At 69.4% G+C, this 24,936-nt stretch carries 25 protein-coding genes; 15 read left to right on the top strand and 10 right to left on the bottom strand.

Annotation, left to right across the window (positions count from 1 at the left end; all coding sequences use genetic code 11):
* Positions 1 to 48: 48 nt before the first annotated feature.
* The 3 genes from W7S_RS18685 (at position 49) to W7S_RS18675 (ending at position 2,996) form a co-directional block, all read left to right on the top strand.
* Entirely contained in the window at positions 49 to 777 is a 729-nt protein-coding gene (locus tag W7S_RS18685) for a TetR/AcrR family transcriptional regulator (RefSeq protein ID WP_008259177.1), read from the top strand.
* A gap of 155 nt (positions 778 to 932) precedes the next feature.
* Entirely contained in the window at positions 933 to 2,486 is a 1,554-nt protein-coding gene (locus tag W7S_RS18680) for an NAD(P)/FAD-dependent oxidoreductase (RefSeq protein ID WP_008259176.1), read from the top strand.
* A gap of 51 nt (positions 2,487 to 2,537) precedes the next feature.
* Complete coding sequence (locus W7S_RS18675) at positions 2,538 to 2,996, top strand: universal stress protein (protein WP_008259174.1); 459 nt, start codon at positions 2,538 to 2,540, stop codon at positions 2,994 to 2,996.
* Between the two features lie 14 nt (positions 2,997 to 3,010).
* Here W7S_RS18675 and W7S_RS18670 read toward each other — a convergent pair whose 3' ends face one another.
* Together W7S_RS18670 and W7S_RS18665 are read right to left on the bottom strand one after the other, a co-directional pair.
* Positions 3,011 to 3,547 (bottom strand): TetR/AcrR family transcriptional regulator, encoded by a 537-nt coding sequence (locus W7S_RS18670; protein ID WP_008259171.1) that lies wholly within the window; start codon positions 3,545 to 3,547, stop codon positions 3,011 to 3,013.
* Positions 3,531 to 3,977, bottom strand: a complete 447-nt coding sequence (locus W7S_RS18665; RefSeq protein WP_008259170.1) for an SRPBCC family protein — start codon at positions 3,975 to 3,977, stop codon at positions 3,531 to 3,533. The genes W7S_RS18670 and W7S_RS18665 overlap by 17 nt, the downstream gene beginning before the upstream one ends.
* 209 nt (positions 3,978 to 4,186) lie before the next feature.
* Here W7S_RS18665 and nrdF point away from each other — a divergent pair, with 209 nt between their 5' ends.
* Positions 4,187 to 5,161 carry a class 1b ribonucleoside-diphosphate reductase subunit beta gene (gene nrdF, locus W7S_RS18660; protein ID WP_009954743.1) on the top strand — a complete coding sequence of 325 codons (975 nt, stop codon included), beginning with the start codon at positions 4,187 to 4,189 and terminating at the stop codon, positions 5,159 to 5,161.
* Between the two features lie 143 nt (positions 5,162 to 5,304).
* Complete coding sequence (locus W7S_RS18655; RefSeq protein WP_008259162.1) at positions 5,305 to 5,655, top strand: DUF3349 domain-containing protein; 351 nt, start codon at positions 5,305 to 5,307, stop codon at positions 5,653 to 5,655.
* A 4-nt stretch (positions 5,656 to 5,659) separates the two neighbouring features.
* Here the strand turns inward: W7S_RS18655 and W7S_RS18650 are convergent, their stop codons facing one another.
* Entirely contained in the window at positions 5,660 to 6,700 is a 1,041-nt protein-coding gene (locus W7S_RS18650) for an NAD(P)-dependent alcohol dehydrogenase (protein ID WP_008259160.1), read from the bottom strand.
* A gap of 101 nt (positions 6,701 to 6,801) precedes the next feature.
* The gene (locus tag W7S_RS18645; protein WP_041297969.1) at positions 6,802 to 7,890 is read right to left on the bottom strand and encodes an iron-siderophore ABC transporter substrate-binding protein; all 1,089 of its coding nucleotides are present in this window, start codon (positions 7,888 to 7,890) and stop codon (positions 6,802 to 6,804) included.
* Between the two features lie 317 nt (positions 7,891 to 8,207).
* Between W7S_RS18645 and ctaD the strand changes: the two genes are divergently transcribed.
* From ctaD to W7S_RS18605, 8 genes are all read left to right on the top strand, one after another.
* Positions 8,208 to 9,953: a cytochrome c oxidase subunit I gene (gene ctaD, locus W7S_RS18640; protein ID WP_008259158.1), complete on the top strand. Its 1,746-nt coding sequence runs from the start codon at positions 8,208 to 8,210 to the stop codon at positions 9,951 to 9,953.
* Between the two features lie 24 nt (positions 9,954 to 9,977).
* Positions 9,978 to 11,213 (top strand): phosphoserine phosphatase SerB, encoded by a 1,236-nt coding sequence (gene serB, locus W7S_RS18635; protein ID WP_008259156.1) that lies wholly within the window; start codon positions 9,978 to 9,980, stop codon positions 11,211 to 11,213.
* Between the two features lie 24 nt (positions 11,214 to 11,237).
* Entirely contained in the window at positions 11,238 to 12,098 is an 861-nt protein-coding gene (locus tag W7S_RS18630) for an ABC transporter ATP-binding protein (protein ID WP_029385157.1), read from the top strand.
* Positions 12,095 to 12,925 (top strand): NUDIX hydrolase, encoded by an 831-nt coding sequence (locus tag W7S_RS18625; RefSeq protein ID WP_008259152.1) that lies wholly within the window; start codon positions 12,095 to 12,097, stop codon positions 12,923 to 12,925. Before W7S_RS18630 ends, W7S_RS18625 begins: the two co-directional genes overlap by 4 nt.
* Positions 12,922 to 13,686, top strand: a complete 765-nt coding sequence (locus tag W7S_RS18620) for an enoyl-CoA hydratase (RefSeq protein WP_050989422.1) — start codon at positions 12,922 to 12,924, stop codon at positions 13,684 to 13,686. The genes W7S_RS18625 and W7S_RS18620 overlap by 4 nt, the downstream gene beginning before the upstream one ends.
* Before the next feature lie 10 nt (positions 13,687 to 13,696).
* Positions 13,697 to 14,668: a class I SAM-dependent methyltransferase gene (locus tag W7S_RS18615; RefSeq protein WP_008259148.1), complete on the top strand. Its 972-nt coding sequence runs from the start codon at positions 13,697 to 13,699 to the stop codon at positions 14,666 to 14,668.
* The gene (locus W7S_RS18610; protein ID WP_179960106.1) at positions 14,626 to 15,864 is read left to right on the top strand and encodes a class I SAM-dependent methyltransferase; all 1,239 of its coding nucleotides are present in this window, start codon (positions 14,626 to 14,628) and stop codon (positions 15,862 to 15,864) included. Before W7S_RS18615 ends, W7S_RS18610 begins: the two co-directional genes overlap by 43 nt.
* Positions 15,865 to 15,938: 74 nt before the next feature.
* Entirely contained in the window at positions 15,939 to 16,622 is a 684-nt protein-coding gene (locus W7S_RS18605; protein WP_008259136.1) for an esterase, read from the top strand.
* 7 nt (positions 16,623 to 16,629) lie between these two features.
* On the opposite strand, the gene W7S_RS18600 is transcribed toward W7S_RS18605, so the two are convergent.
* Positions 16,630 to 17,016: a DUF6264 family protein gene (locus W7S_RS18600; RefSeq protein WP_008259134.1), complete on the bottom strand. Its 387-nt coding sequence runs from the start codon at positions 17,014 to 17,016 to the stop codon at positions 16,630 to 16,632.
* An 18-nt stretch (positions 17,017 to 17,034) separates the two neighbouring features.
* The gene (locus tag W7S_RS18595) at positions 17,035 to 18,369 is read right to left on the bottom strand and encodes a PQQ-binding-like beta-propeller repeat protein (RefSeq protein ID WP_008259132.1); all 1,335 of its coding nucleotides are present in this window, start codon (positions 18,367 to 18,369) and stop codon (positions 17,035 to 17,037) included.
* Between the two features lie 82 nt (positions 18,370 to 18,451).
* Here W7S_RS18595 and W7S_RS18590 point away from each other — a divergent pair, with 82 nt between their 5' ends.
* Positions 18,452 to 19,189, top strand: a complete 738-nt coding sequence (locus W7S_RS18590; RefSeq protein ID WP_008259129.1) for an acyltransferase — start codon at positions 18,452 to 18,454, stop codon at positions 19,187 to 19,189.
* Here W7S_RS18590 and W7S_RS18585 read toward each other — a convergent pair.
* From W7S_RS18585 to W7S_RS18570, 4 genes are all read right to left on the bottom strand, one after another.
* Positions 19,186 to 19,731: a DUF4333 domain-containing protein gene (locus W7S_RS18585; protein ID WP_036429584.1), complete on the bottom strand. Its 546-nt coding sequence runs from the start codon at positions 19,729 to 19,731 to the stop codon at positions 19,186 to 19,188. The two genes, W7S_RS18590 and W7S_RS18585, sit on opposite strands and share 4 nt — an antisense overlap.
* A gap of 91 nt (positions 19,732 to 19,822) precedes the next feature.
* Positions 19,823 to 21,151 (bottom strand): deoxyribodipyrimidine photo-lyase, encoded by a 1,329-nt coding sequence (locus W7S_RS18580; RefSeq protein ID WP_008259125.1) that lies wholly within the window; start codon positions 21,149 to 21,151, stop codon positions 19,823 to 19,825.
* 11 nt (positions 21,152 to 21,162) lie between these two features.
* Positions 21,163 to 21,642 (bottom strand): TspO/MBR family protein, encoded by a 480-nt coding sequence (locus W7S_RS18575; RefSeq protein ID WP_008259124.1) that lies wholly within the window; start codon positions 21,640 to 21,642, stop codon positions 21,163 to 21,165.
* The gene (locus tag W7S_RS18570; RefSeq protein ID WP_369751693.1) at positions 21,639 to 23,744 is read right to left on the bottom strand and encodes an MMPL family transporter; all 2,106 of its coding nucleotides are present in this window, start codon (positions 23,742 to 23,744) and stop codon (positions 21,639 to 21,641) included. The genes W7S_RS18575 and W7S_RS18570 overlap by 4 nt, the downstream gene beginning before the upstream one ends.
* Positions 23,745 to 23,888: 144 nt before the next feature.
* On the opposite strand from W7S_RS18570, the gene fni reads away from it, so the two are divergent.
* On the top strand, positions 23,889 to 24,935 hold the full coding sequence (fni, locus tag W7S_RS18565; protein WP_014712127.1) for a type 2 isopentenyl-diphosphate Delta-isomerase: 1,047 nt from the start codon (positions 23,889 to 23,891) through the stop codon (positions 24,933 to 24,935).
* Position 24,936: the final 1 nt, after the last annotated feature.

Raw genomic sequence — 24,936 nt, 5'->3', positions numbered from 1 at the left:
TGCCCAGGTCAGAAGCGACGACGGGGTAAAGTGCGTGAGGTGGTGAGAATGCCTCGACCTCCCAGGCCCCACCCGGCCGCCAAGCCGGGGGCCAAGGTCGACGCGCGCAGCGAACGCTGGCGCGAGCACCGCAAGAAGGTGCGCGGCGAGATCGTCGACGCGGCGTTCCGCGCCATCGACCGCCTGGGACCCGAGCTGTCCGTGCGGGAGATCGCCGAGGAGGCGGGCACCGCCAAACCGAAGATCTACCGGCATTTTCACGACAAGTCCGACCTGTTCCAGGCGATCGGGGAGCGGCTGCGCGACATGTTGTGGGCGGCGATCTTCCCGTCCATCGACCTGAAAACGGACTCGTCCCGCGAGGTGATCCGGCGCGCCGTCGAGGAGTACGTCAACCTGGTCGACAAGCACCCCAACGTGCTGCGGGTCTTCATTCAGGGCCGCTCGGCGGCGAGCCCCCAGATCCTCAACGAGGGACGCGGCATCACCCTGGCGGTGGCCGACATGTTCGACAACGAGTTGCGCGAGATGGAGCTGGACCACGCGGCCGTCGAGCTGGCCGGGAACGCGGCGTTCGGCTGCGCCGCCTCGGCCACCGAGTGGTGGCTGGGCCCCGACCCCGACAGCCCGCTTCGCATGCCGCGCGAGCAATTCGTCGCCCACCTCACGACCATCATGATGGGGGTCATCGTCGGCACCGCCGAGGCGCTCGGCATCCGCATGGACCCTGACGAGCCGATCCACAGCGTGGTCCCGGCCAACCGCGCCGCGGGCTGAGAACCTTCGGCACGTTGACATCGCCCTGGCGATCGTCAACACTCGTCCCAACCGATACCCTGGGTACTGGGTATCTGCGCCAGCCGGGCGGCTACGGCCGAGGATGCCGGCGAGCGCCGACCCGAGACTGGCCCGACTAGAAAGACCGATCGACCGTGACCGACGTCGTGACACACACCGAGACCGCCCCGGTTCCGGCGGCCAAGGCCTCCAAACCCGTCCACACCCGCGCCGTCATCATCGGGACCGGGTTCTCCGGCCTGGGGATGGCCATCGCGCTGCAGAAGCAGGGTGTGGGCTTCGTCATCCTGGAAAAGGCCGACGACATCGGCGGCACCTGGCGCGACAACAGCTACCCCGGGTGCGCCTGCGACATCCCGTCGCACCTGTATTCGTTTTCGTTCGAGCCCAAGCCGGACTGGAAGAACCCGTTCTCGTATCAGCCCGAGATCTGGGACTATCTCCAGGGCGTCACAGAGAAGTACGGGCTGCGCCGCTACATCGAGTTCAACTCGCTGGTGGATCGGGCCCACTGGGACGACGACGAGCACCGCTGGCACGTGTTCACCGCCGACGGGCGCGAATACGTCGCGCAGTTCCTGATCTCGGGCGCCGGCGCGCTGCACATCCCGTCCATGCCCGACATCGAGGGTCGCGACGAATTCGCCGGTCCCGCTTTCCATTCCGCGGAGTGGGACCACAGCGTCGACCTGACCGGCAAGCGGGTGGCGGTGATCGGTACCGGCGCCAGCGCGATCCAGATCGTGCCGGAGATCGTCGGGCAGGTCGCCGAACTTCAGCTCTACCAACGCACCCCGCCGTGGGTGGTGCCGCGCTCGAACCCCGAGATCCCGTTGGCGGTGCGCCGGGCCATGGAGAACGTGCCCGGCCTGCGCGCGCTCGTGCGACTTGTCATCTACTGGGGCCAGGAGGCTTTGGCCTTCGGCATGACCAAGCGGCCCAACCTGCTCAAGTTCATCGAGGCGTACTGCAAGTACAACATTCGCCGATCGGTCAAGGATCGGGAGTTGCGCCGCAAGCTGATTCCCAACTACCGCGTCGGGTGCAAGCGCATCCTGAACTCCTCCACCTATTACGGTGCGGTCGCCGACCCGAAGACCGAACTGGTCACCGACCACATCGCCCGGATCACCGCCGACGGCATCGACACCGTCGACGGCACGCACCGCCAGGCCGACGTGATCGTGTACGCCACCGGCTTTCACGTCACCGACTCCTACACCTACGTCCAGATCAAGGGCCTGCACGGCGAGGATCTGGTGGACCGCTGGAACCGCGAGGGCATCGGCGCCCACCGCGGGATCACCGTGGCCGACGTGCCCAACCTGTTCTTCCTGCTGGGCCCCAACACCGGGCTGGGACACAACTCGGTGGTGTTCATGATCGAGTCCCAAATCCGTTACGTCGCCGACGCGATCGCCACCTGCGACAAGCTGGGCGCGCAGGCGCTCGCCCCGACCCGGGCCGCCCAGGACGAGTTCAACGACGAGCTGCAGCGCCGGCTGGGCCCGTCGGTGTGGAACAGCGGCGGCTGCAGCAGCTGGTATCTGGACGAGCACGGCAAGAACACCGTGCTGTGGGGCGGCTACACCTGGGAGTACTGGCGGGCCACGCGCTCGGTCAGGCCCGCGGAGTATCAGTTCTTCGGGGTCGGCACGGGCAGGCACGCGGCCGCCGTGCAAAGTTGAGCCAATTCGTTTGGAGATTTGGCCGCCGCCGGGCGTTACAGTGATAGGGAAATGAGCGCCTATCAGACCGTCGTGGTCGGCACCGATGGCTCGGACTCGTCGCTGCTCGCGGTGGAGCGCGCGGCGGCAATCGCCGCGGACCACGGCGCGCGATTGATCGTGGTGACGGCGCATCTCCCCGTCCCCAAGGAACGCGGCCGCTACGCCATCCCGCCTGGGAGCGACCACGGCCAGGACTATCGGACGGTTGGGGAGGCCCCGTACTACAGGATCCTTCGCGACGCCACGGAACGGGCGCACCAAGCGGGGGCCAATAACGTGGAGGAACGGTCGATCGTCGGCGCGCCCATCAACGTGCTGGTGCAGGTCGCCGAGGAGGTCCGTGCCGACCTGATGGTCGTGGGCAACGTCGGGCTCAACAGCGTCGCCGGGCGGCTGCTGGGATCGGTGCCGTCCGAGGTCTCCCGCCGGGTCAAGACCGATGTCCTGATCGTGCACACCGCCAACTGAGGCACCGGTACGAATCAGCGGAGCAGTTCCGCGAAGGCGCGCGCGGCCGCGTCCACGCCGGCGTCATCGTCGGTGGCCACGAGATCCAGTAGCAGGCCACGGATTACGGCCAGCCCGAGCCTCGCCAGGGCGGGGTCGACCGGGCCGTCGGCGGCCTCCTTGACCTCGCCCAGCCAGCCGTCGACGGCGCCGGGAACCATTCGCGCGAAAGGCTTTTCGCCCTGCGCGGCGCGGGCGTAACACTCGAAGAAGAGGCGCTCGAACTGTCGCAGTTCGGGCCGGCGGACATCGGCCCACATGGCGGCGAAGCCCTCGACCGGGTCGTCGGGCAACTCGGCCAGCAGCCCCATCTGGCGGCGCTCGACCTCCTCGACGATCGCTACCAGCAGTCCTTCCCGAGACCCGAAGTGGTGCAACAACATTCGGTGACTGGTGCCGACCGCGTCGGCCACCGCGCGCAGCGACCGGTCGCCGACGCCGCCGGTGGCGAACTCGGTGACGAGGGCATCGAGGAGTTGGCGGCGCCGCTCGGTGTCAGGGGTGCGCGCCATCGGCGCGGCTGAGCTGCTCGGAGCGGGCCTTGAGGCCCTGGGCCTCGAGTTTGAGGTATCGCCGGGTCATCGATCGCATGAGCCGCCCGACCAGCGCGCCGAGCATGCCGTTCTGGTCGATGCGCTGGCGCACCAGGGTGCCGCCGCCCGGCTGGGCGATCACATCATGGCGGGCGCTGGCCCGCGCGCCGGGGGCGCGTTGCTCCCAGGTCCAGGACGTCCCCGGCTCGAGCTCGGTGATCTTCCAGACCAGCTTCGACATGCGTGGCTGCTTGATCGCGAACCGCTTGCCGACCGCGAGCCCGGGCCCGTCCACCGCGGCCAGCGACGTCACCGAGGCCGTCCACTCGGGCCAGCGCTCGACATCGCTGAACACCTTCCACACCACGTGCGCCGGCGCGTCGATCTCGACGCTGTCTTCGGTAATCATGTACCAAATGGTACATCCCGTCCCCGGTTATGCCCACGAAACGCCGGCCCCCGCGCGCATACTGGAGTGAAGAGGCAAATCCGGCGGCCCGCGGGCGTCCGCGACACGCAAAACACAACTTCTTGTGTTGCGCTCGGTTGTCGTACCCCAGGGGTAGTGTCTGGAGCCTGACGTCCCTCAGGCAAAACGGCGTGTGAAGCGGGGTTCTGGTGACCGAAAACATGAAGCTGATTGACCGCGTTTCGGCGATCAACTGGAACCGGCTGCAGGACGAAAAAGACGCGGAGGTGTGGGACCGGCTCACCGGCAACTTCTGGTTGCCCGAGAAGGTGCCGGTGTCCAACGACCTGCCGTCGTGGGGCACCCTGACCGCCCACGAAAAGCAGATGACCATGCGGGTGTTCACCGGCCTGACGCTGCTGGACACCATCCAGGGCACGGTCGGGGCGGTCAGCCTCATTCCCGACGCGCTGACCCCGCACGAGGAGGCCGTCTACACCAACATCGCCTTCATGGAGTCGGTGCACGCGCGCAGCTACAGCAACATCTTCTCCACGCTGTGCTCGACGGCCGAGATCGACGACGCGTTCCGCTGGTCGGAGGAGAACCCCAACCTGCAGCGCAAGGCCGAGATCGTCATGCAGTACTACAAGGGCGACGAGCCGCTCAAGCGCAAGGTCGCCTCCACGCTGCTGGAAAGCTTCCTCTTCTACTCCGGCTTCTACCTGCCGATGTACTGGTCGAGCCGGGCCAAGCTGACCAACACCGCCGACATGATCCGGCTGATCATCCGCGACGAGGCCGTCCACGGCTACTACATCGGCTACAAATTCCAGCGCGGCCTGGCGCTGGTCGACGACGCACGCAAGCAGGAGCTCAAGGACTACACCTACGAGTTGCTCTTCGAGCTCTACGACAACGAGGTGGAGTACACCCAGGACCTCTACGACGAGGTCGGGCTCACCGAGGACGTCAAGAAGTTCCTGCGCTACAACGCCAACAAGGCGCTGATGAACCTCGGCTACGAGGCGCTGTTCCCGCGCGACGAGACTGACGTGAACCCGGCGATACTGTCGGCGCTCTCACCGAACGCCGACGAGAACCACGACTTCTTCTCCGGCTCGGGCTCGTCGTACGTGATCGGCAAGGCCGTCGTCACCGAGGACGAGGACTGGGACTTCTAGCAGGGCATTCAGCCAAGCGGTGTGTGAACGCCGCGTGAATTGTGGCGACCCCGCGGCGGCCCGGTGGCGCCGCCGGCCGGGTTGCCGGGAGACTGGTGGGCGTGGCGATTACCCCATCTTCTACGGCCGCTTTCTTCCGTTCAGTGATCCAGTGGCTGCAATGCGGCTACCCCGACGGCGTTCCCGGACCCGACCGTGTACCGCTGTTGGAGCTGCTGCGCAGCACCCCGCTGACCGAGGACCAGATCAAGGAAGTCGTCGACGCGATAGACGAGGAAACCAGGCCGGGCGAGGAGATCAACCGCGACGTGATCGCCGATTTCATCTCCGACATGACCCACTACGACGCCGGCCCGGAGAACATCGCGCGGGTGGCCGCCCGGCTGGCCGCGGCGGGCTGGCCGCTGGCGGGCATCACACACCCGCCCGAGGCGGCCGAAAATCCCGGCGCGGCCAACGGCAAGGCCGAGCCGGCCCCCCACACGGCGTCCTGAGCCGCTACAGCTTCGAGATGTCGATGACGAAGCGGTAGCGGACGTCGCTGGCCAGGACGCGCTCGTACGCCTCGTTGATGTAGTCGGGGTCGATGACCTCGATTTCGGGCGTCACGTTGTGTTCGGCGCAGAAGTCCAGCATTTCCTGGGTCTCGGCGATCCCGCCGATGTTCGACCCGGACAGGCTGCGGCGCGCCAGCGCCAGCGGGAACGCGCCCACCTCCATGGGGTGCTCGGGGATGCCCAATTCGACGAGGGTGCCGTCGACGTCGAGCAGGCTCAGGTAGTCGTTGAGATTCAGGTTCGCCGAGACGGTGTTGAGCATCAGGTCGAAGCTGCTGCGCAACTTCTTGAAGGTCTCGCGGTCGGCGGTGGCGTAGTAATGCTTGGCGCCCAACCGCAGCCCGTCTTCCATCTTCTTCAGCGACTGCGAGAGCACGGTGACCTCGGCGCCCATCGCCGCGCCCAGCTTGACGCCCATGTGCCCCAGGCCGCCCAGGCCGATGATCGCCAGCCGGGTGCCCGGCCCGGCCTTCCAGTGCCGCAGCGGCGAGAACAGCGTGATGCCCGCGCACAGCAGCGGCGCCGCCTTGTCCAGCGGCAGCGAGTCGGGGATGCGCAAGACGAAGTTCTCGTCGACGACGACCGCCTGGCTGTACCCGCCCTGCGTCGACGTGCCGTCCTTATCGATCGAGTTGTAGGTGAAGGTCGCGCCGTTCTTGCAGTACTGCTCGAGCCCGGCGTCGCAGCTGCTGCACCGGCCGCAGGAATTCACCATGCAACCCACGCCGACGTGGTCGCCCACCTTGAACTTGGTGACCTCGGCGCCGACCTCGGTCACGACGCCGGCGATCTCGTGGCCCACGACCACGGGGTAATTCGGCGTGCCCCATTCGCCCTTGGCGGTGTGGATGTCGGAGTGGCAGATGCCGGCGAATTTGATGTCGATCGCCACGTCGCGCGGGCCCGGGTCGCGCCGCTCGATGGTGGTCTTGGTCAGCGGTTCGGTCGCCGACGTGGCGGCGTATGCCGAAACAGTGCGCATGAATATTCCTCTTCGGTCCGATGGCTTCGACCAAAATTTTAGCTAGGGTAACGTTCTTCCGCCAACTATCGGGGCGAACATCACGTTCGACTGGCCCGGCCTCAGTTGATGGGGGCGTTCACCAGGCGCAGGTCGTCGACGATGCCGCGGGCCGCGATCAGCCCCTCGCCGGTTTGCCAGATCTCGTCGTTGACGACATAGACCCGGTTGTCGCGGTTGGCCGACAGCTTGCGCCACGGGCCGCTGTCGAGCACCGTGGCGGCACGGTCGGCGGCGGCCGGGGTGGCGCACGACAGGTACACCACGTCGGCGTCGGCGATGGACAGGTCGGGATCCTTCGCGAGGTCGGCGTCGGTGGCGCCGATCTCGACGTAGGGCTTGTCGGTGAACCGCTGCGTCGCCGGCCGGTCGACGCCGACCGAGCCGAGCACGCTGGCCGGGAAGTTGTTGGCGCCGTAGACCCGGATCGCCTCGGTGGTCAGTCGCACGATCGACGCCTGAAAGTGGGAGGCGTCGTGGCGCGCGCCTACGTCGGTCGCCCGTTTCGCGAACCCGCCGAGCAACCCGTCCATCTCGGTGCCGCGCGCGGTGGCGGCGCCGACGGCGCGCAGGTTGTCCTCCCACCCCGCGCCCGGCGCGCCGGTGAACACCGTCGGGGCGATCGCCGCCAGCTGCGGATACAGGGTGGGCGTCAACCCCTGGGAGCCCAGGATGAGATCGGGGTGGGCCGCCTCGATCGCCTTCACGTCCGGGTGGGAGCGCGTGCCGGCGCCGGGCACACCGTGCACCGCGCCACCGAGATACGCGGGCTGGGTCGGCGAGCCGTCCGGCAGCGCGGCGGCGACCACCCGCGATTGCAGGCCCAGCGCGCACAACGCGTCGAGCTGATCGCCGGAGAGCACCACGATGCGCTGCGGGTCGGCGGGCACCTGCACCACGTCCGGCTCGACGCCGGCGGCGTTGTGGACGCGCCGCTTCGCGGCCCCCGCGTCGGCCTCGGCGGCCTCGCGGGCGCACGAATCGTCGGGCCGGCGGTCGTTTCCGAGCACCCCGGCCCCCGCGATTTGCGTGGTGGGGGTGACCAGCGAACGGGCCGGGGGCGTGGCGGCGGGCCGGTGGGATCCGCAGCCGCCGCATGCCAGCACGACCGCGGCCGCCACGGCGCCGGCGACGGCGAACCCGGGGGCCAGCCGGGGGGGGTCTGATCACGCCGAACGACACACGTCAGACGCTAACATCGCCGACCCCCATGGCGATCGCGAGCGCGGCGGAGCCGGGCGAAGCGGGTCGCCACCATCGACCCGTGGCGATCGCGAGCGCGGCGGAGCCGGGCGAAGCGGGTCGCCACCATCGACCCCTCCCGGCGCCGCGACGAAGGACGCGGCGCCCCGCAGACCCATTTACGACAGTTTGTAGGACCAGCCCTGACGTCGCCATCATCGACGGCTAAGATTCGACTCAATAGTGATGTTGGGCCAGTGTCCGATCCGGATGTTTGGAGAAGCTGTTGACAGCCGAAGCGCCCCCCTTGGGAGAACTCGAGGCCGTTCGTCCGTACCCGGACCGCATGGGCCCCAAAGGGAACCTCGTCTACAAACTGATCACGACCACCGATCACAAGCTGATCGGCGTGATGTACACCGTCACCTGCTTCGCCTTCTTCTTCATAGGCGGGCTGATGGCGTTGCTGATGCGCACCGAGTTGGCCGCTCCCGGGCTGCAGTTCCTGTCCAACGAGCAGTTCAATCAGCTGTTCACCATGCACGGCACGATCATGCTGCTGCTCTACGCCACCCCGGTGGTGTTCGGTTTCGCCAACCTGGTGCTGCCGCTGCAGATCGGGGCGCCCGACGTGGCGTTCCCGCGGCTGAACGCCTTCTCGTACTGGCTGTTCTTGTTCGGCGGGCTGATCGCCGCGTCCGGCTTCATCGTCCCGGGTGGGGCCGCCGACTTCGGCTGGACCGCCTACACACCGCTGTCTGACGCCGTCCACTCGCCCGGCGCCGGGGGAGACCTGTGGATCACCGGGCTGATCCTCGCCGGTCTGGGGACCATCCTCGGGGCGGTCAACATGATCACCACCGTGGTGTGCATGCGCGCGCCCGGGATGACGATGTTCCGGATGCCGATCTTCACCTGGAACATCCTGGTGACTTCGATCCTGATCCTGATCGCGTTCCCGATCCTGACCGCCGCGCTGTTCGGACTGGCCGCCGACCGCCATCTGGGCGCCCACATCTACGACGCGTCCAACGGCGGAGTCCTGTTGTGGCAGCACCTGTTCTGGTTCTTCGGCCACCCCGAGGTCTACATCATCGCGCTGCCGTTCTTCGGCATCGTCACCGAGATCATCCCGGTGTTCTCGCGCAAGCCGGTCTTCGGCTACACCACGCTGGTGTACGCGACGCTGTCGATCGCGGCCTTGTCGGTAGCTGTGTGGGCGCACCACATGTTCGCCACCGGAGCCGTTCTGCTGCCGTTCTTCTCGTTCATGACGTACCTGATCGCGGTGCCCACCGGGATCAAGTTCTTCAACTGGATCGGCACAATGTGGAAGGGGCAGTTGACCTTTGAGACACCGATGCTGTTCTCGGTCGGCTTCCTGCTCACCTTCCTGCTCGGTGGCCTGACCGGCGTGATGCTGGCCAGCCCGCCGCTGGACTTCCACGTCACCGACAGCTACTTCGTCGTCGCCCACTTCCACTACGTGCTGTTCGGCACCATCGTGTTCGCGACGTATGCGGGCATCTACTTCTGGTTCCCGAAGATGACCGGCCGCCTGCTCGACGAGCGGCTGGGCAAGCTGCACTTCTGGTTGACGTTCATCGGGTTCCACACCACCTTCCTGGTGCAGCACTGGCTGGGCGACCTCGGCATGCCGCGGCGCTACGCCGACTACCTGCCCAGCGACGGCTTCCAGCCCTACAACATCGCGTCGACCGTGGGCGCCTTCATCCTGGGCGCGTCGATGTTCCCGTTCGTCTGGAACGTCTTCAAGAGCTGGCGCTACGGCGAGGTCGTCACGGTCGACGACCCGTGGGGCTACGGCAACTCCCTGGAGTGGGCGACCAGCTGCCCGCCGCCGCGGCACAACTTCACCGAGCTGCCCCGAATCCGTTCGGAGCGGCCGGCATTCGAGTTGCACTACCCGCACATGGTGGAACGGCTGCGCGCCGAGGCGCATGTGGGCCGGGCGCACGGGCCCGCGGACAAGGACGTCACCAGGCTGGACGACGTCCAGGTTCGCAGCTGATGGCCTGACGGGCGGCTGTCGCGAGTGAACTCACCACCCAAGGTGTCGGTGCTGATCACCGTCACCGGCGTGGACCAACCGGGTGTGACCGCGACCCTTTTCGAGGCGTTGTCACGGCACGGGGTCGAGCTGCTCAACGTCGAACAGGTGGTGATCCGGCACCGGCTGACGCTCGGCGTGCTGGTGTGCTGCCCGGCGGCCGTCGCCGACGGCGACGAGCTTCGCCACGACGTCGAGTCGGCCATCCGCAAGGTGGGCCTGGACGTCAGCATCGAGCGCAGCGACGACGTGCCGATCATCCGGGAACCCTCGACGCACACCATCTTCGTCCTGGGCCGGCCCATCACCGCCGGCGCGTTCGGCGCGGTGGCCCGCGAGGTGGCCGCGCTGGGCGTCAACATCGACCTGATCCGCGGGGTCTCCGACTATCCGGTGACGGGGCTGGAGTTGCGTGTCTCGGTGCCGCCCGGGACCGACGGCCGGCTGCGGACCGCCCTGAACCGGGTGTCCAGCGAGGAGCACGTCGACGTCGCGGTCGAGGACTACACGCTGGAGCGGCGGGCCAAGCGGCTCATCGTGTTCGACGTGGACTCCACCCTGGTGCAGGGTGAGGTCATCGAGATGCTGGCGGCCAAGGCGGGCGCCGAGGGCAAGGTCGCCGCGATCACCGACGCCGCGATGCGCGGCGAGCTGGACTTCGCGCAGTCGCTCGAGCAGCGGGTCGCGACGCTGGCCGGCCTGCCCGCCACGGTGATCGACGAGGTCGCCGATCAGCTGGAGCTGATGCCGGGCGCGCGGACCACGCTGCGGACCCTGCGGCGGCTGGGTTACGCGTGCGGCGTGGTCTCCGGGGGCTTCCGCCGGATCATCGAGCCGCTGGCCGAGGAGCTGATGCTGGACTACGTCGCGGCCAACGAGCTCGAGATCGTCGACGGCACCCTCACCGGGCGCGTGATCGGCCCCATCGTTGACCGGGCCGGAAAAGCAACGGCGCTAAGGGAATTCGCGCAGCACGCCGGTGTTCCGATGGCGCAGACCGTCGCCGTGGGCGACGGCGCCAACGACATCGACATGCTGGCCGCCGCCGGGCTGGGGATCGCGTTCAACGCCAAGCCCGCGCTGCGCGAGGTCGCCGACGCGTCGCTGAGCCACCCGTATCTGGACACGGTGCTGTTCCTGCTGGGCATCACCCGCGGCGAGATCGAGGCGGCCGACGCGATCGACGGCGAGGTCCGCCGGGTGGAAATCCCGCCCGAGTAGGTTGCTTGTGTCGATCCGATGGGCATACGGCACCATGGTCGGGTGCCCGAAAACGGAAGCGAGGCAGCCGACCCCGATCTGCTGATCGAATTGCGCGAGGTGGCGCTGCAGCGCGGCGGCAACGTCCTGGTCGGGCCGTTGGATTGGGCGGTCGAACTCGACGAGCGCTGGGTCATCGTCGGGCCCAACGGGGCGGGCAAAACCTCGCTGCTGCGGATCGCCGCGGCCGCCGAACATCCCTCGTCCGGCGTGGCTTTCGTGCTCGGTGAGCGGCTGGGCCGGATCGACGTGACGGAGTTGCGTTCCCGCATCGGCCTCAGTTCCTCGGCGTTGGCGCAGCGCGTCCCCGGCGACGAGGTGGTGCGCGATCTCGTGGTCTCGGCCGGCTACGCGGTCCTGGGCCGCTGGCGCGAGCGCTACGAAGACGTCGACTACCGCCGGGCGATCGACATGCTGGAGAGCCTGGGCGCGGAGCATCTGGCGGACCGCACCTACGGCACACTGTCGGAGGGCGAGCGCAAGCGGGTGCTGATCGCCCGCGCGCTGATGACCGACCCCGAACTGCTGCTGCTCGACGAACCGGCCGCCGGCCTGGACCTGGGCGGCCGCGAGGAGCTGGTGGCGCGGCTGGCCGACCTGGCCGCCGACCCCGACGCCCCCGCCCTGGTGCTGGTCACGCACCACGTCGAGGAGATCCCGCCCGGGTTCAGTCACTGCATGCTGCTCGCGGAAGGTCGGGTGGTGGCCGCGGGATTGCTCACCGACGTGCTGACCGCGGAGAATCTGTCCACCGCGTTCGGCCAAGCGATCGCCCTCGACGTCGTCGACGGGCGCTACTTCGCGCGGCGAGTCCGCACCCGCGCAGCCCACCGGAGGCAACTATGACGTCACCCGAGGAAGCCCCGCTGGTCCCCAGGCCGGCGGCGACCGTGATGCTGGTCCGAGACACGGGTCCGGGACTGGGCGTCTTCCTGATGCGGCGGCACGCCAAGATGGAGTTCGCGGCCGGGACGATGGTGTTCCCCGGAGGCGGCGTCGACGACCGCGACCGCAACGCCGACATCGCCTGGGCCGGACCGCCGCCGGAGTGGTGGGCGCAGCGCTTCGGCATCGAACCCGACCTGGCCGAGGCGCTGGTCTGCGCCGCGGCCCGCGAGACGTTCGAGGAATCGGGGGTGCTGTTCGCGGGGCCGGCGGGCCGGGGCCGTTCGGCGCCGGACAGTATCGTTGGCGACGCGTCGGTGTACGGCGACGCCCGCCGGGCGCTGGCCGATGGGACGTTGTCGTTCGCGGATTTCCTGCGGCGGGAGAACCTGGAGCTGCGCTCGGACCTGTTGCGGCCGTGGGCCAACTGGGTCACCCCGGAGGCCGAGCGCACGCGGCGCTACGACACCTATTTCTTCGTGGGCGCCCTGCCGAAGGGGCAGCGCGCCGACGGCGAGAACACCGAATCCGACCGGGCGGGCTGGACGACGCCGGAGGCGGCGATCGAGGACTTCGCGGCCGGACGTAGCTTTTTGCTGCCGCCGACGTGGACGCAGCTGGACTCGCTGGCCGGGCGGACCGTCGCCGAGGTGCTGGCCGTGGAGCGCCAGATCGTGGCGGTGCAGCCGCACCTCGAAATCCAGGGCGACAACTGGGTTTTCGAGTTCTTCGATTCCGACCGCTACCACCAGGCGCGGGAAGCGGGCGGGCTGGGGTGGCGGCATTGAGCGAGTTCGTCAGCGTCGTGGTCAGCGACGGCTCGCAGGACGCCGGCCTGGCCATGCTGCTGCTGTCGCGGCCACCGACGAACGCGATGACCCGCCAGGTCTACCGGGAGGTCATCGCCGCGGCCGAGGAACTGGGGCGCCGGGACGACGTCGCCGTCGTGATCCTGTTCGGCGGCCACGAGATCTTCTCGGCCGGCGACGACATGCCCGAACTGCGGACGCTGCGGGGCGCCGAAGCCGAGACCGCCGCCCGGGTCCGGCAGGAGGCCATCGACGCGGTGGCGGCCATCCCCAAGCCGACCGTGGCCGCGATCACCGGATACGCGCTGGGCGCGGGGCTCACGCTGGCGCTGGCCGCCGATTGGCGCATCAGCGGGGACAACGTGAAGTTCGGCGCGACCGAAATCCTGGCCGGCCTGGTGCCCGGCGGCGACGCGATGGCCCGCCTGACCCGGGCTGCGGGGGCGAGCAAGGCCAAGGAGCTGGTGTTCAGCGGGCGGTTCTTCGACGCCGAGGAAGCCCTGGCGCTGGGCCTCATCGACGAGATGGTGGCGCCCGACGACGTCTACGACGCCGCCGCACGATGGGCGCGCCGTTTCCTCGACGGCCCCCGGCACGCGCTGGCCGCCGCCAAGGCCGGGATCAACGACGTGTTCGACCTGGAGCGCGCCGAGCGGCTCGCCGCCGAACGCCGCCGCTACGCGGAGGTGTTTTCCGCTGGTCAGGGCGGTGGCGATCGGGCGGATCCCGGCGGCCGTTAGGCTGCCCTGCATGACGAGTTCGACCGACGCCGTTCCGACGCCCCACGCCACCGCCGAGCAGGTGGAGGCCGCCCGGCACGACAGCAAGCTGGCCCAGGTGCTCTATCACGACTGGGAGGCCGAAACCTACGACGAGAAGTGGTCGATCTCCTATGACCAGCGCTGCATCGACTACGCGCGGGGCCGTTTCGACGCCATCGTGCCCGACGCGGTGCTGCGGGAGTTGCCCTACGACCGGGCCCTCGAATTGGGCTGCGGCACAGGGTTTTTCCTGCTGAATCTGATCCAGTCCGGGGTCGCTCGCCGCGGGTCGGTGACCGACCTGTCGCCGGGCATGGTCAAGGTCGCCACCCGCAACGGGCAGTCCCTGGGCCTGGACATCGACGGCCGCGTGGCCGACGCCGAGGGCATCCCGTATGAGGACAACACCTTCGATTTGGTCGTCGGGCACGCCGTGCTGCACCACATTCCCGATGTCGAGCTTTCGCTGCGCGAGGTGATCCGGGTGCTGCGCCCGGGCGGGCGGTTCGTCTTCGCCGGCGAACCGACCAGCGCCGGCGACGTCTACGCCCGCGAGCTGTCCACGCTGACCTGGCGGATCGCCACCAACGTCACCAAGCTGCCGGGCCTGGGCAGCTGGCGGCGCCCGCAGGCCGAGCTCGACGAATCCTCCCGCGCCGCGGCGCTGGAGGCCATCGTCGACCTGCACACCTTCACCCCCGGTGACCTCGAGCGGATGGCCGCCAACGCCGGCGCCACCGAGGTGCGGACCGTCAGCGAGGAGTTCACCGCCGCGATGTTCGGCTGGCCGGTGCGCACCTTCGAGGCGTCGGTGCCGGCCGGGCGGCTCGGCTGGGGCTGGGCGAAATTCGCGTTCAACGGCTGGAAGGCCCTGAGCTGGGCGGATGCCAATGTGTGGCGGCGCGTGGTGCCGAAGGGCTGGTTCTACAACGTGATGGTGACCGGGGTCAAACCCTCCTGAGCGGTGGGCTGCGGTTCAGCGCCGACGACGTCGGCTACCTGCGGTCGCAAGCCGGCGCCGCGGCGCTGGCGGCCGTCGCCGAACTCGAGCTGACGGACGCCACCCGGGTCGCCGACGTCGCCGCGACCCGCGCCCGCTTCGGTGAGCGGGCGGCGGTGCTGGTGGAGACGGTCCTGTTGCGCCGCCGCGCCGCGGAGAAACTGAGCGGGCTGGGGTGCGCCGTGTCGGACTGGCTGTTCACCGACGAGGCGCTGCAGCAAGCCACCGCCGCGCCGGTGGCGGTGCACCGGGCCGGGCGGCTGGCCGAGGCCGCCCCGGACGCCGTCGTGCACGACGCGACGTGTTCGATCGGCACCGAGCTGGCCGCGCTGCGCGGCCGCGGGATCACGACGGTGGGCAGCGACGTCGACGCCGTGCGGCTGGCCATGGCCCGCCACAACGTGGGGGCGGCGGGGCTCTGCCGCGCCGACGCGCTGCACCCGGTGACCCGCGATGCCGTGCTCGTCGTCGATCCGGCGCGCCGCGCCGAGGGTCGGCGGCGCCTGCGCATCGACGACTATCAGCCCGGCCTGGCCGCGTTGCTGGAGGCGTATCGAGGCCGGGATTTTGTCGTAAAGTGCGCTCCGGGAATCGATTTCGACGAGGTGCGGCGGCTGGGCTTCGACGGAGAGATCGAGGTGACGTCCTATCGCGGCTCGGTTCGGGAAGCCTGCCTGTGGTCGTCGGGATTGGCGCGGCCCGGCGTCACCCGGCGGGCGAGCGTCCTCGACCGCGGCGAACAGGTCACCGACGCCGACCCCGACGACTGCGGCGTGCGCCCAGTCGGGCGGTGGATCGTCGACCCGGACGGCGCCGTGGTCCGGGCCGGGCTGGTGCGCCACTACGGCGCGCGGCACGGGCTGTGGCAGCTCGATCCCGACATCGCCTACCTCTCGGGTGATCGGCTGCCGGCCGGGGTGCGGGGCTTCGAGGTGATCGAGCGGCTGGTCTTCGACGAACGACGGCTGCGGCAGGCGCTCTCGGCGCTGGACTGCGGGTCGCTGGAGGTATTGGTCCGCGGGGTGCGGGTCGACCCCGACGCGCTGCGCAAACGGATGCGGCTGCGGGGCCGCCGGCCGCTGTCGACGGTCATCACCCGGATCGGGTCGGGAACCTCGGGGCGCGCGACGGCGTTCGTTTGCCGGGCGTCCCGGTAGCGCCGGGTACGCTGGCGGCGGTTACTTTTCCGGTCGCACCCCCGCCCTGGCTAGTTTGCGAGGACAATTCCACGATGCGTTATCTGATAGCCACTGCGCTGCTCGCAACGGCGGTGTTGTTGGGCTGGCCGGCCGCCGCCGAGCCGCCGTCGTGCGCGAGCCTCGGCGGCAGCGTCGAGGCCGGCCAGATGTGCCGCGTGCACGCCACCGGCCCCAACTACATGCTCACCATGACGTTTCCCACCGACTACCCGGATCAACAGGCGCTGACCGACTACATCACCCAAAACCGGGACGGCTTCGTCAACGTCGCGCAGAGTTCCGGGGGGCGCGACCAGCCGTACCAGCTGGAGGCCACCACCGACCAGCACAGCGCCGGTCAGCCGCCGCACAACACCCGCAGCGTGGTGCTCAAGTTCTTCCAGGACGTCGGGGGAACGCGGTCGTCGATCTGGTACAAGGCGTTCAACTACAACCTCGGGACGAAGCAGCCCATCACCTTCGACACCCTGTTCCCGCCGGGGACGACGCCGCTGGACGCCATCTTCCCGATCGTGCAGCGCGACCTGGAACGTCAAACCCCTTTGGGCGCCGCGATTTTGCCGTCGACGGGCCATGATCCGTCGCACTATCAGAATTTCGCCATCACCGACGATCAGCTGATCTTCTACTTCGCCCCGGGCGAGATGCTGCCGGCGTTCGGGGGGCCCGCCCAGGCCCAGGTGCCGCGCAACGCGATCCCGCCGCTGGCAATCTGACCACGGCTCAGACCGGCCCGGCCCGCAATTCCATCGCCACGGCCAGCGCCGCCAGCGCCACCTGGGCGAGGCAACCGATGATCGGGACGAAGAAGGCCCTCCTCCCGCGCACCAGCAGGTACACGGCGACCACGACGTCGGCGACCAAGAGGGCGGCCCCGCCCCAGGTGCCCAGGTTCATGGCCCGGTCGATCCAGGCGGGATCGCCGCACTTCTGATAGCTGCACGGGTCGGTGCTCATCACCAGCAGGCCCAGGGCCACAAAGGTCGCCCCGTAGAGGCCGCCATGGATGACCAGCAGGACGAGCGTCGCCACGATGTCGGCGGTGCTTGCGCGCCGGCCCTCCGCCGTGGTGGTCGCGGCGTCCTGCGCTGTGGGGTCGTCGATCGGCACTTAAGGAGTATGTCCCGGTCAGGCCGGCGCGAAACCGTAGACCTGGCCGTCGCTGGTGGCGGCCACCACCCGCCGGTCGGTGCCGACCGCAACCCCGAGCGGATACCCGGTGGCCGCCGGCAGCGGATAACTGTTCAGCGTGTGGCCGTCACCGGGATCGAAGACCAGCACCGACATCCCGGGGGCGCCGTTGGCGGGCGGTCCGCCGACCACCGTGTAGCCGACCCCGGCGCCTGCGAGGCTCGACGACGACAGGGGGACGGCGTCGTCGCGGCGCCACACCTGGTCGGCGTGATCGCCGGCGTCCTTGAACGCGACGAGCCGCGTGTCGGGCCCGCCACCGGACACGATCAGCCCCTGCGGGGTGATCGCCGGGGGAGTCTGCGCCAGAAATCCCAGCGGCGCCGACCACTTCACCTTCGCGTCCGCTGTGCGCAGCGCCCACAGGCGTTCGTCGCGGCCGTTGACGTAGACGGTCGACCCGTCGGCCGAGAGCACCGGGCTGGCGATGGCGCCGGCGCCCACGGCGTCGCTGGTCCACTCCTTGGTCAGCAGCGGCGTCTGCCCGGGGTGGTACTTCAGGCCCACCAGCACAGCGGCCGGTGCCCCCGGCTGCCAGACGCCGAGCACCGCCATCCCGTTGGCGGCCGAGAAGGCGGGGGCCGCCGCCACCGGGCAGCCCTGGCGCGCCGGCGCGCAGTCGGCGAGCCCGCGCGTCGCATCGGTGGGATCGATGCCGTCCACCAGATCGAGCGGGCTGCTCACCACCTGGCCGCGATGTGAGTCGAAAACCAGCACCTGCCCCAGGTGCGTGGCGACGAGTAACTCGCCGCTACCGAGGAACCGCGGCGTCGTGGGCATGCCGATGACCGGCTGGCGCCAGCGCGTCCACTGCGTCACCGGGAACGACAGGAAGGCGCCGGGCTGGCCGACGTAGAGGTTGTCGAAGCCGTCGAGCAGCGGCCCGCCGAAGCCGCCGCCCTGGAACAACCGCACACACCAGCGCTGGCGTCCGTTGTGGTTGTTCTCCCACTCCATCAGCGAACAACCCGCGGAGGTCTGGGCGTTCAGTGCCAGATAGCCCCGCGCGCTCAGCGCCGGTCCGGCGGCCAGGCTCCCCTTGACCGACCGGGTCCACTGCAACGACAGCTTGGTGGCCCCGCCGGTGGGGGTGTAGCTGCTGTTGGCGGCGTCGGCGTATTGCGCCGGCCAGCCTTGTGCGGCCGATGCGTCCACCCACGAGTCGGTGGTGCCGCAGCCGCCGACCCCGGCCACGAGCGCCGCCGCCAGCAGCGCGGATGAGCAACGCCGAAGCCCACTGACGAGGTGTCGGGCAAGCACGTCGGTTTCCAAGTCCTTCCCCAGGGCGTGCGCAGGTGCGGCGGTCGAGTACACGTGAGGGTATCGCTTGGGCTCTCGACTAGGCTTTCCGGCCATGACGAGCATGTGGGGCGCCCCGGTCCATCGCCGCTGGCGTGGATCGAACCTGCGCGACCCGCGCCAGGCCAGGTTCCTCACGCTGGCCTCGCTGAAGTGGGTGCTGCGCAACCGCGCATACACCCCGTGGTACCTGGTGCGCTACTGGCGGTTACTGAAGTTCAAGCTGGCCAACCCGCACATCATCACCCGCGGCATGGTCTTTCTCGGCAAGGGTGTGGAAATCCATGCCACGCCCGAGCTCGCGCAGCTCGAGATCGGGCGCTGGGTCCACATCGGTGACAAGAACACCATCCGCGCGCACGAGGGTTCGCTGCGGTTCGGCGACAAGGTGGTGCTGGGCCGCGACAACGTCATCAACGCCTACCTCGACATCGAGCTCGGCGATTCGGTCCTGATGGCCGACTGGTGCTACGTCTGCGATTTCGACCACCGCATGGACAACATCGACATGCCCATCAAGGACCAGGGCATCGTCAAGTCCCCGGTGCGGATCGGCCCGGACACCTGGGTGGGGGTCAAGGTGTCGGTGCTGCGGGGCACGTCGGTCGGGCGCGGTTGCGTGCTGGGATCGCATGCGGTGGTGCGCGGGGTGATTCCGGACTACTCGATCGCGGTGGGCGCGCCGGCCAAGGTGGTCAAGAACCGCCAGCTCGCCTGGGAGAGCTCGGCCGCGCAGCGTGCCGAACTCGCCGCCGCCCTGGCCGACATCGAACGGAAAAAGGCCTCCCGCTAGCTGTCCGGTTGCGGCCGGTCGTCGACCTTGAAATGGAAGTTGACGTCGCCCGCGGCGACGTTCGTGACGGTCACCAGCACACCGTATTTCTGGCCGTGGTCGGTGAGCTGACACCGAAGTGTCGCGCCCGCAACGCCTCTCAGATTGTCGGGGCAGGTCACCGAGTCCGGCTTTCTGCCCACCCGCTGGCCGAGCTGGGTGCTGATCGCGGCGGCGACCTGCTCCTTGCCGACCATCTCCACCATGTCGAACTTGACGTCGCCGCCCTCGACGCTGGTGACCGTGACGTTGACGCCGAACGGCCGGTTCTTGACCTTCATTTCGCAGGTCACCTGCGCGCCGAGGGTTGCGGGCAGGTCGTTCGGGCAGTTCACCGACTCGGGCTTGTTGCCCGCGGCGTCGGTCATCTTCGCGGAGATCTGGCCGGCGACCTCGCTCCTGCTCACCGCGTGCGACGAACCGATCGAGCAGGAACAGCCCGCGACGGCGGTGATGAGGCCGGCGGCAGCGCACGAAACCGGCAGCGCGCGGATGACGGTCATTGTCGCCTCCCGAATGGCTTGACCCGTGAATCGGCCGATCATGGCATGCCCATCGGCTACGGGTGCACGATTGGGCAAACGAGCGCCGAGATCAGATGCTCTGATAGCGCCGCAGCGCTTCGGCCCGTTCGGCGGCGTGGTCGACGATGGGCTGCGGATAGTTGTCCGGCCGCCGGCCCCTGCGCAGGTGCACGTCATCGGCCGAGCGCAGCTCGGGCACCCAGCGGCGGATGTAATCGCCTGTGGGGTCGAACTTTTCGCCCTGTGTCGTCGGGTTGAACACCCGGAAGTAGGGCGCGGCATCGGTGCCGCAGCCCGCACACCACTGCCAGCCGTGCTGGTTGTTCGCCATGTCCCCGTCCACGAGCTGGTCCAGAAACCATTCGGCGCCCCACTGCCACGGCAGATGAAGGTCCTTGACCAGAAACGACGCGACGCTCATCCGCACCCGGTTGTGCATGAACCCGGTTTCGCGCAGCTGCCGCATCCCGGCGTCGACGAAGGGAAAACCGGTCTCACCGGCCTTCCACGCCGCGAAGCGGCGCTCGGCCTCGGCGCCGGAGTCGGTCGGGATGCCGTCGAAATCTTTGTTCCAGTTGCGCCACGCGCTCGCGGGCCAGTGGTGCAGCACGTCGGCGTAGAAATCGCGGAAAGCCAACTCCCGCAGGTACGCCTGCGCCCCGCCGCCGCGCAGGTCCAGGTCGGCGGCCAGGGTGCGGGGGTGGACGGTGCCGAATTTCAGGTGCGCCGACATCCGGCTGGTGCCGCGCAGGTCGGGCCTGTTGCGGTCGTCGGCGTAGCTTCTCAATCCGTTGTCGAGGAAGGACTTCCACTGGGCGCGCGCCGCGGCCTCGCCGGCGGCGACATCGAGCGAGACACCGGGGTCGGGGATTTCGCAGTGCTCGACTTGCAGGCGCGCCGGATCGAGCCAGCGCGCGGAGGCGGCGCCCGATGTGGCCGGGGCCCGCCAGCCGACTTTGTGCCACTGCCGCAGAAACGGTGTGAACACCTGGTACGGGGAGCCGTCCGGCTTGGTGACGCGTCCGGGCGAGACGAGGTACGGCGAGCCGGTCGCCACCAGCGGGACCGCGCCCAGTGCGGCGCGCACCCGTTCGTCGCGGCGCGTGCCGAACGGCGCGAAGTCCTCGGAGATGTGCACCGACGTCGCGCCGATCTCCTTGGCGATGTGGGGAATCTGGGTGTCGGGCCGCCCGCGGGTGACGAGCAGCCGCCCGTCGAGGTCCGCGCGCAGCCGCCGCAGCGAGTCACCCAGGAACTGCAGCCGGCGCTGTCCCGACGAGCTTTCCAGCCGCGGATCGAGCACAAAGCAGGCGAGCACCTCGTGGGCCTCGGCCGCGGCGAGCAGCGCCGGATGGTCACGCAGCCGCAGATCGCGGCGAAACCACAACAGGGCGGGCATGATTCGGCCCCTTAACGGTTGAGCCGCCAGATGTGGGTGGACAGGACGGTCGCGAAGCCGCACCACATGGGGTAGGGCAGTAGCGCCGGCCCGCCCCGCGGGCCGGCTTGCGCGGTGCGCCTCACCAGGTCGGCGCTGCTGGCCGTCAGCGCCGCGGCACCGACCGCGGCCGCACCGAGCTTGTGGTACCGAAAGAAGAGCCAACTCCACCCGGCGTTGAGGAGCAGATTGACCACCAGGGCAGCGGCGTAGCTGCGCGCCTGGTCATGGCGCCCGGTGGCGCGAAACCGGTCGATGGCCACCGCCGACGTGACCGCGATGTCCGCGTAGAGCGTGGTCCACGCGACGGGGAAGGCGGCGCGCGGCGGCTGGTACGCGGGCTTGCGAAGCCGCGCGTACCACGGCGAGGCGGCGTTGGCGCTGGCGACGCTGCCGGCGCCGGCGGCCGCGGCGACGCCCAGGGCCGTCGCACCTAAGATCGATTTGTTCACGGCGTGCTCCGTTCGCGTTGGGCCCGATCCGCTTGTTGTTCAACGGGTTCGGCATTGGCGGGGCTGGTGGGCCACCAGATTCGGTCGCCGATGAGGGCGAACAACGCCGGGATGACCAGGGTGCGCACCACGAAGGTGTCGAGCAGGATGCCCAGGCCGACGATGATCCCCAACTGCGTCAGGACGATCAACGGCAGCACCCCGAGCACGCAGAACACGGCGGCCAAAACGATTCCCGCGCTGGTGATTACGCCTCCGGTCGCCGACACCGCGCGCACCATCCCGTCGCGCGCGCCGTGCCGTGCGGCCTCTTCGCGGGCGCGGGTGACCAGAAAGATGGTGTAGTCCACGCCGAGGGCGGCCAAGAACAGGAAGGCGAACAGCGGGGTGGTGTTGTCCAGTGCCGGAAAACCGAAGATATGGATGCTCGCCCAGCCGCCCATGCCCAACGCGGCCAGGGCACCCAGAATCGTCGCGGCCAGCAGGGTCGGCGGCGCGAGGGCGGATCGCAGCAACGCATACAGGACGACCAGGATGACGGCCAGGATCGCCGGGATCAGCAGCACGCGGTCATGCGCGGCCGCGTCCCGGACGTCGAGGGCCTGCGCGTCGGCGCCGCCCACCAGCGCGCCGGGGTCGGCGGCCCGGGTCGAATCCCGCAGTGCGGCAACGATGCCGAACGCCCGGTCGGACGACGGCGGTGCGTCGATCACCACCGACCACTTCGTCAGCCCCGTTTCCGCGCGGCCGGACTCGGTCACCGAGACGACGCCGGGCGTGGCCCCGATCGCCTGCCGCACGGGCGACGCGTGGGCGGTGGGCGCGACAACCAGTGTCGGGTTGGCCAGGCCGGCCGGGAAGTGTTCGGCCACCACGGCGTAACCGGACACCGAATCCGCGCGCACGCGGAACTGCTCGGTCTGCGACAGCCCGATCCGGGTCCCCCACAAGCCCGTGCCCAGGGCGGCCAGCACCGCGATCGCGACCACCGCAACCAGCGCGGGACGACGGGCGACCGATTCCGCGATGCGCCGCCAGGCACCGGAATCCCGGTCCTCGGCGTCGTCGGCGTGCGGGATGAACGGCCAGAACAATCGGCGGCCGCACACGGCCAGCATCGGCGGCAGGATGACCAGCACCGACACCGCGGCGACCACGAGGCCGCACGCCGCCAGCGCGCCCAGACTGCGTGTGCTCGGAGTGGCCGCGAACAGCAGCGTGAGCAGCGCCAGCACCACGGTGGCATTGCTGGCAACGATGGCCGGCCCCGCCCGGCGCACGGCGTGCCGCAGCGCGACGCGGTGCCCGGAATGGCGCCGTAGCTCTTGGCGATACCGGGAGATCAACAACAGCGCGTAATTGGTGCCCGCCCCGAACACCAGCACGCTGGTGATGCCCGAGGTGGCGCCGTCGAAGCTCAGCCCGGTCAGCGACGCCACCGCCGTACCGACCGCGGCGGCGACCCGGTCGGCGAATCCGACGACGAGCAAGGGGACCAGCCACAGCACCGGGGACCGGTACGTGGCGATCAGCAGCAGCGCCACCACCGACGTCGTCACGGCGAGCAAGGTGATGTTGGCGTTGGTGAAGGCGCTGGCGATGTCGGCGCCGAACGCCGGCCCGCCCGTGACGTGCACCTGCAGATCCGTGGGCAGGCCGCTCGCCGCGGCCGTGCGCAGCGCCGTGACCGTGCGGTCGAGGTCAAGCCCCGACAGGCCGCCGCTGATCGGCACGATGCCCAGGACGGCCTTCCCGTCGGTCGACGGCAGCGCGGGCGCCGCGCCATCCCCGCCGGGCGGCGCGGCGGCCTGGGCCCGATCGCGGGCCGCGCGTGCGGCCGAAACGTCCGAGGGGCTGAGCACCGCGCCGTCGGTCCGGCTGACCACGACAATCACCGGGGCGCGGTCGCCGCCGGTGAACTGCCGCGACAGCGCGTCCACCTCGGCCGACGCGGAGTCGTCGGGCAGCGATTTCGGTGACTGGCCCGCCGCCGCGTTCTCGCCGATGAGAACCATGAAACCGACCCCCAGCAGGGCCGCGACCAGCGCGAGCAGCCACGAACGTCGACCCGTCACAGCGGTGGCCAAGGGCTCCCATACCACGAACACAACCCTTTCAGTTAGTTAAACATTAATCAACTGAAACGACGCAGCGCCACGAAGTCGGCATGGCGCTGCGCGAAAGGGGGCACTATGAACATTATGGACGCGATGCGGAGACATTGATGGACGCGAGGCTTGCCGGCGATGACCGCTGACCGTGGCGCGATGAAGAATCGCAAGCGGCGGCACATCGACGTGTGCCTGAGCGAGCCGGTCGGTTATGCCGGGGTCAGCACCGGCCTGGACCGGTATCACCTGCCCTACAACGCGCTCACGCAGACCAGCCTGGGCGACATCGACCTGTCCACCACGTTTTTCGGTGCCAACCTGCGCTCTCCGATCCTCATCGGCGCGATGACCGGGGGCGCAGAGTTGTCCGGGACGATCAACCGCAATCTGGCGGCCGCCGCCCAACAGCTCGGCGTCGGCATGATGCTCGGCTCGCAGCGCATCATGCTCGACAGCGCGCTGGGGGAGCGCGCCGCGGACAGCTTCACGGTTCGCGACGTCGCCCCAGATGCGTTGCTGTTCGGCAACATTGGGCTATCCCAGCTGGCGAAGGCGGCCGTGCCGGACCTGGCCAAGGCCCTCGATCGGGTGGGCGCCGACGCGCTTGCCGTGCATACCAATCCGTTGCAGGAAGCGATGCAACACAACGGCGACACCGACTTCTCCGGCTCGGTGGACCGGCTGCGCGAAGCGGCCGACGCCCTCGGCTACCCCGTGTTGCTCAAGGAGGTCGGCCACGGGATCGGCGGCGCCGCGGTGGTCGAACTCCTTGGGGCCGACGGCACGCTTCCGGTTGCCGGAATCGACGTGGCGGGCGCCGGCGGCACGTCGTGGTCGCGGGTCGAACAGTTCGTGCGTTACGGCGAACTGCGCCATCCGGAGTTGGCCGACTGGGGAATCCCCACCGCGCGTGCGGTCGTGGAGGTGCGCGAGGCGCTGCCGGAGATCCCGCTGGTGGCGTCCGGTGGCATTCGAACCGGGATGGACGCGGCCAAGGCGATCGCCCTGGGGGCCGACGTCGTGGCGGTGGCCCGGCCGCTGCTGCCGGCCGCGATCGAATCCACTGCGGCGGTGGTGGATTGGCTGCAGCCGTTCATCGATGAGCTTCGGGTTTGCCTGCACGGCTGCGGTGCGGCAAACCTCGCGGCGCTGCGCGACGTCGACCTCGTCCGCGTTACGTAGC

This window comes from Mycobacterium sp. MOTT36Y (genome assembly GCF_000262165.1).
Classification (GTDB): Bacteria; Actinomycetota; Actinomycetes; order Mycobacteriales; family Mycobacteriaceae; genus Mycobacterium; species Mycobacterium intracellulare.
This window is presented reverse-complemented; position numbering and strand designations above follow the sequence as displayed.

What these genes read in the sequence shown, in the direction of transcription:
- W7S_RS18685 (WP_008259177.1), top strand. Translation starts at nt 49, where the DNA reads ATGCCTCGACCTCCCAGGCCCCACCCGGCCGCCAAGCCGGGGGCCAAG.
- W7S_RS18675 (WP_008259174.1), top strand. Translation starts at nt 2,538, where the DNA reads ATGAGCGCCTATCAGACCGTCGTGGTCGGCACCGATGGCTCGGACTCG.
- W7S_RS18670 (WP_008259171.1), bottom strand. Translation starts at nt 3,547, where the DNA reads ATGGCGCGCACCCCTGACACCGAGCGGCGCCGCCAACTCCTCGATGCC.
- W7S_RS18665 (WP_008259170.1), bottom strand. Translation starts at nt 3,977, where the DNA reads ATGATTACCGAAGACAGCGTCGAGATCGACGCGCCGGCGCACGTGGTG.
- W7S_RS18650 (WP_008259160.1), bottom strand. Translation starts at nt 6,700, where the DNA reads ATGCGCACTGTTTCGGCATACGCCGCCACGTCGGCGACCGAACCGCTG.
- W7S_RS18625 (WP_008259152.1), top strand. Translation starts at nt 12,095, where the DNA reads ATGACGTCACCCGAGGAAGCCCCGCTGGTCCCCAGGCCGGCGGCGACC.
- W7S_RS18615 (WP_008259148.1), top strand. Translation starts at nt 13,697, where the DNA reads ATGACGAGTTCGACCGACGCCGTTCCGACGCCCCACGCCACCGCCGAG.
- W7S_RS18605 (WP_008259136.1), top strand. Translation starts at nt 15,939, where the DNA reads ATGCGTTATCTGATAGCCACTGCGCTGCTCGCAACGGCGGTGTTGTTG.
- W7S_RS18590 (WP_008259129.1), top strand. Translation starts at nt 18,452, where the DNA reads ATGACGAGCATGTGGGGCGCCCCGGTCCATCGCCGCTGGCGTGGATCG.
- W7S_RS18585 (WP_036429584.1), bottom strand. Translation starts at nt 19,731, where the DNA reads ATGACCGTCATCCGCGCGCTGCCGGTTTCGTGCGCTGCCGCCGGCCTC.
- W7S_RS18580 (WP_008259125.1), bottom strand. Translation starts at nt 21,151, where the DNA reads ATGCCCGCCCTGTTGTGGTTTCGCCGCGATCTGCGGCTGCGTGACCAT.
- fni (WP_014712127.1), top strand. Translation starts at nt 23,889, where the DNA reads ATGACCGCTGACCGTGGCGCGATGAAGAATCGCAAGCGGCGGCACATC.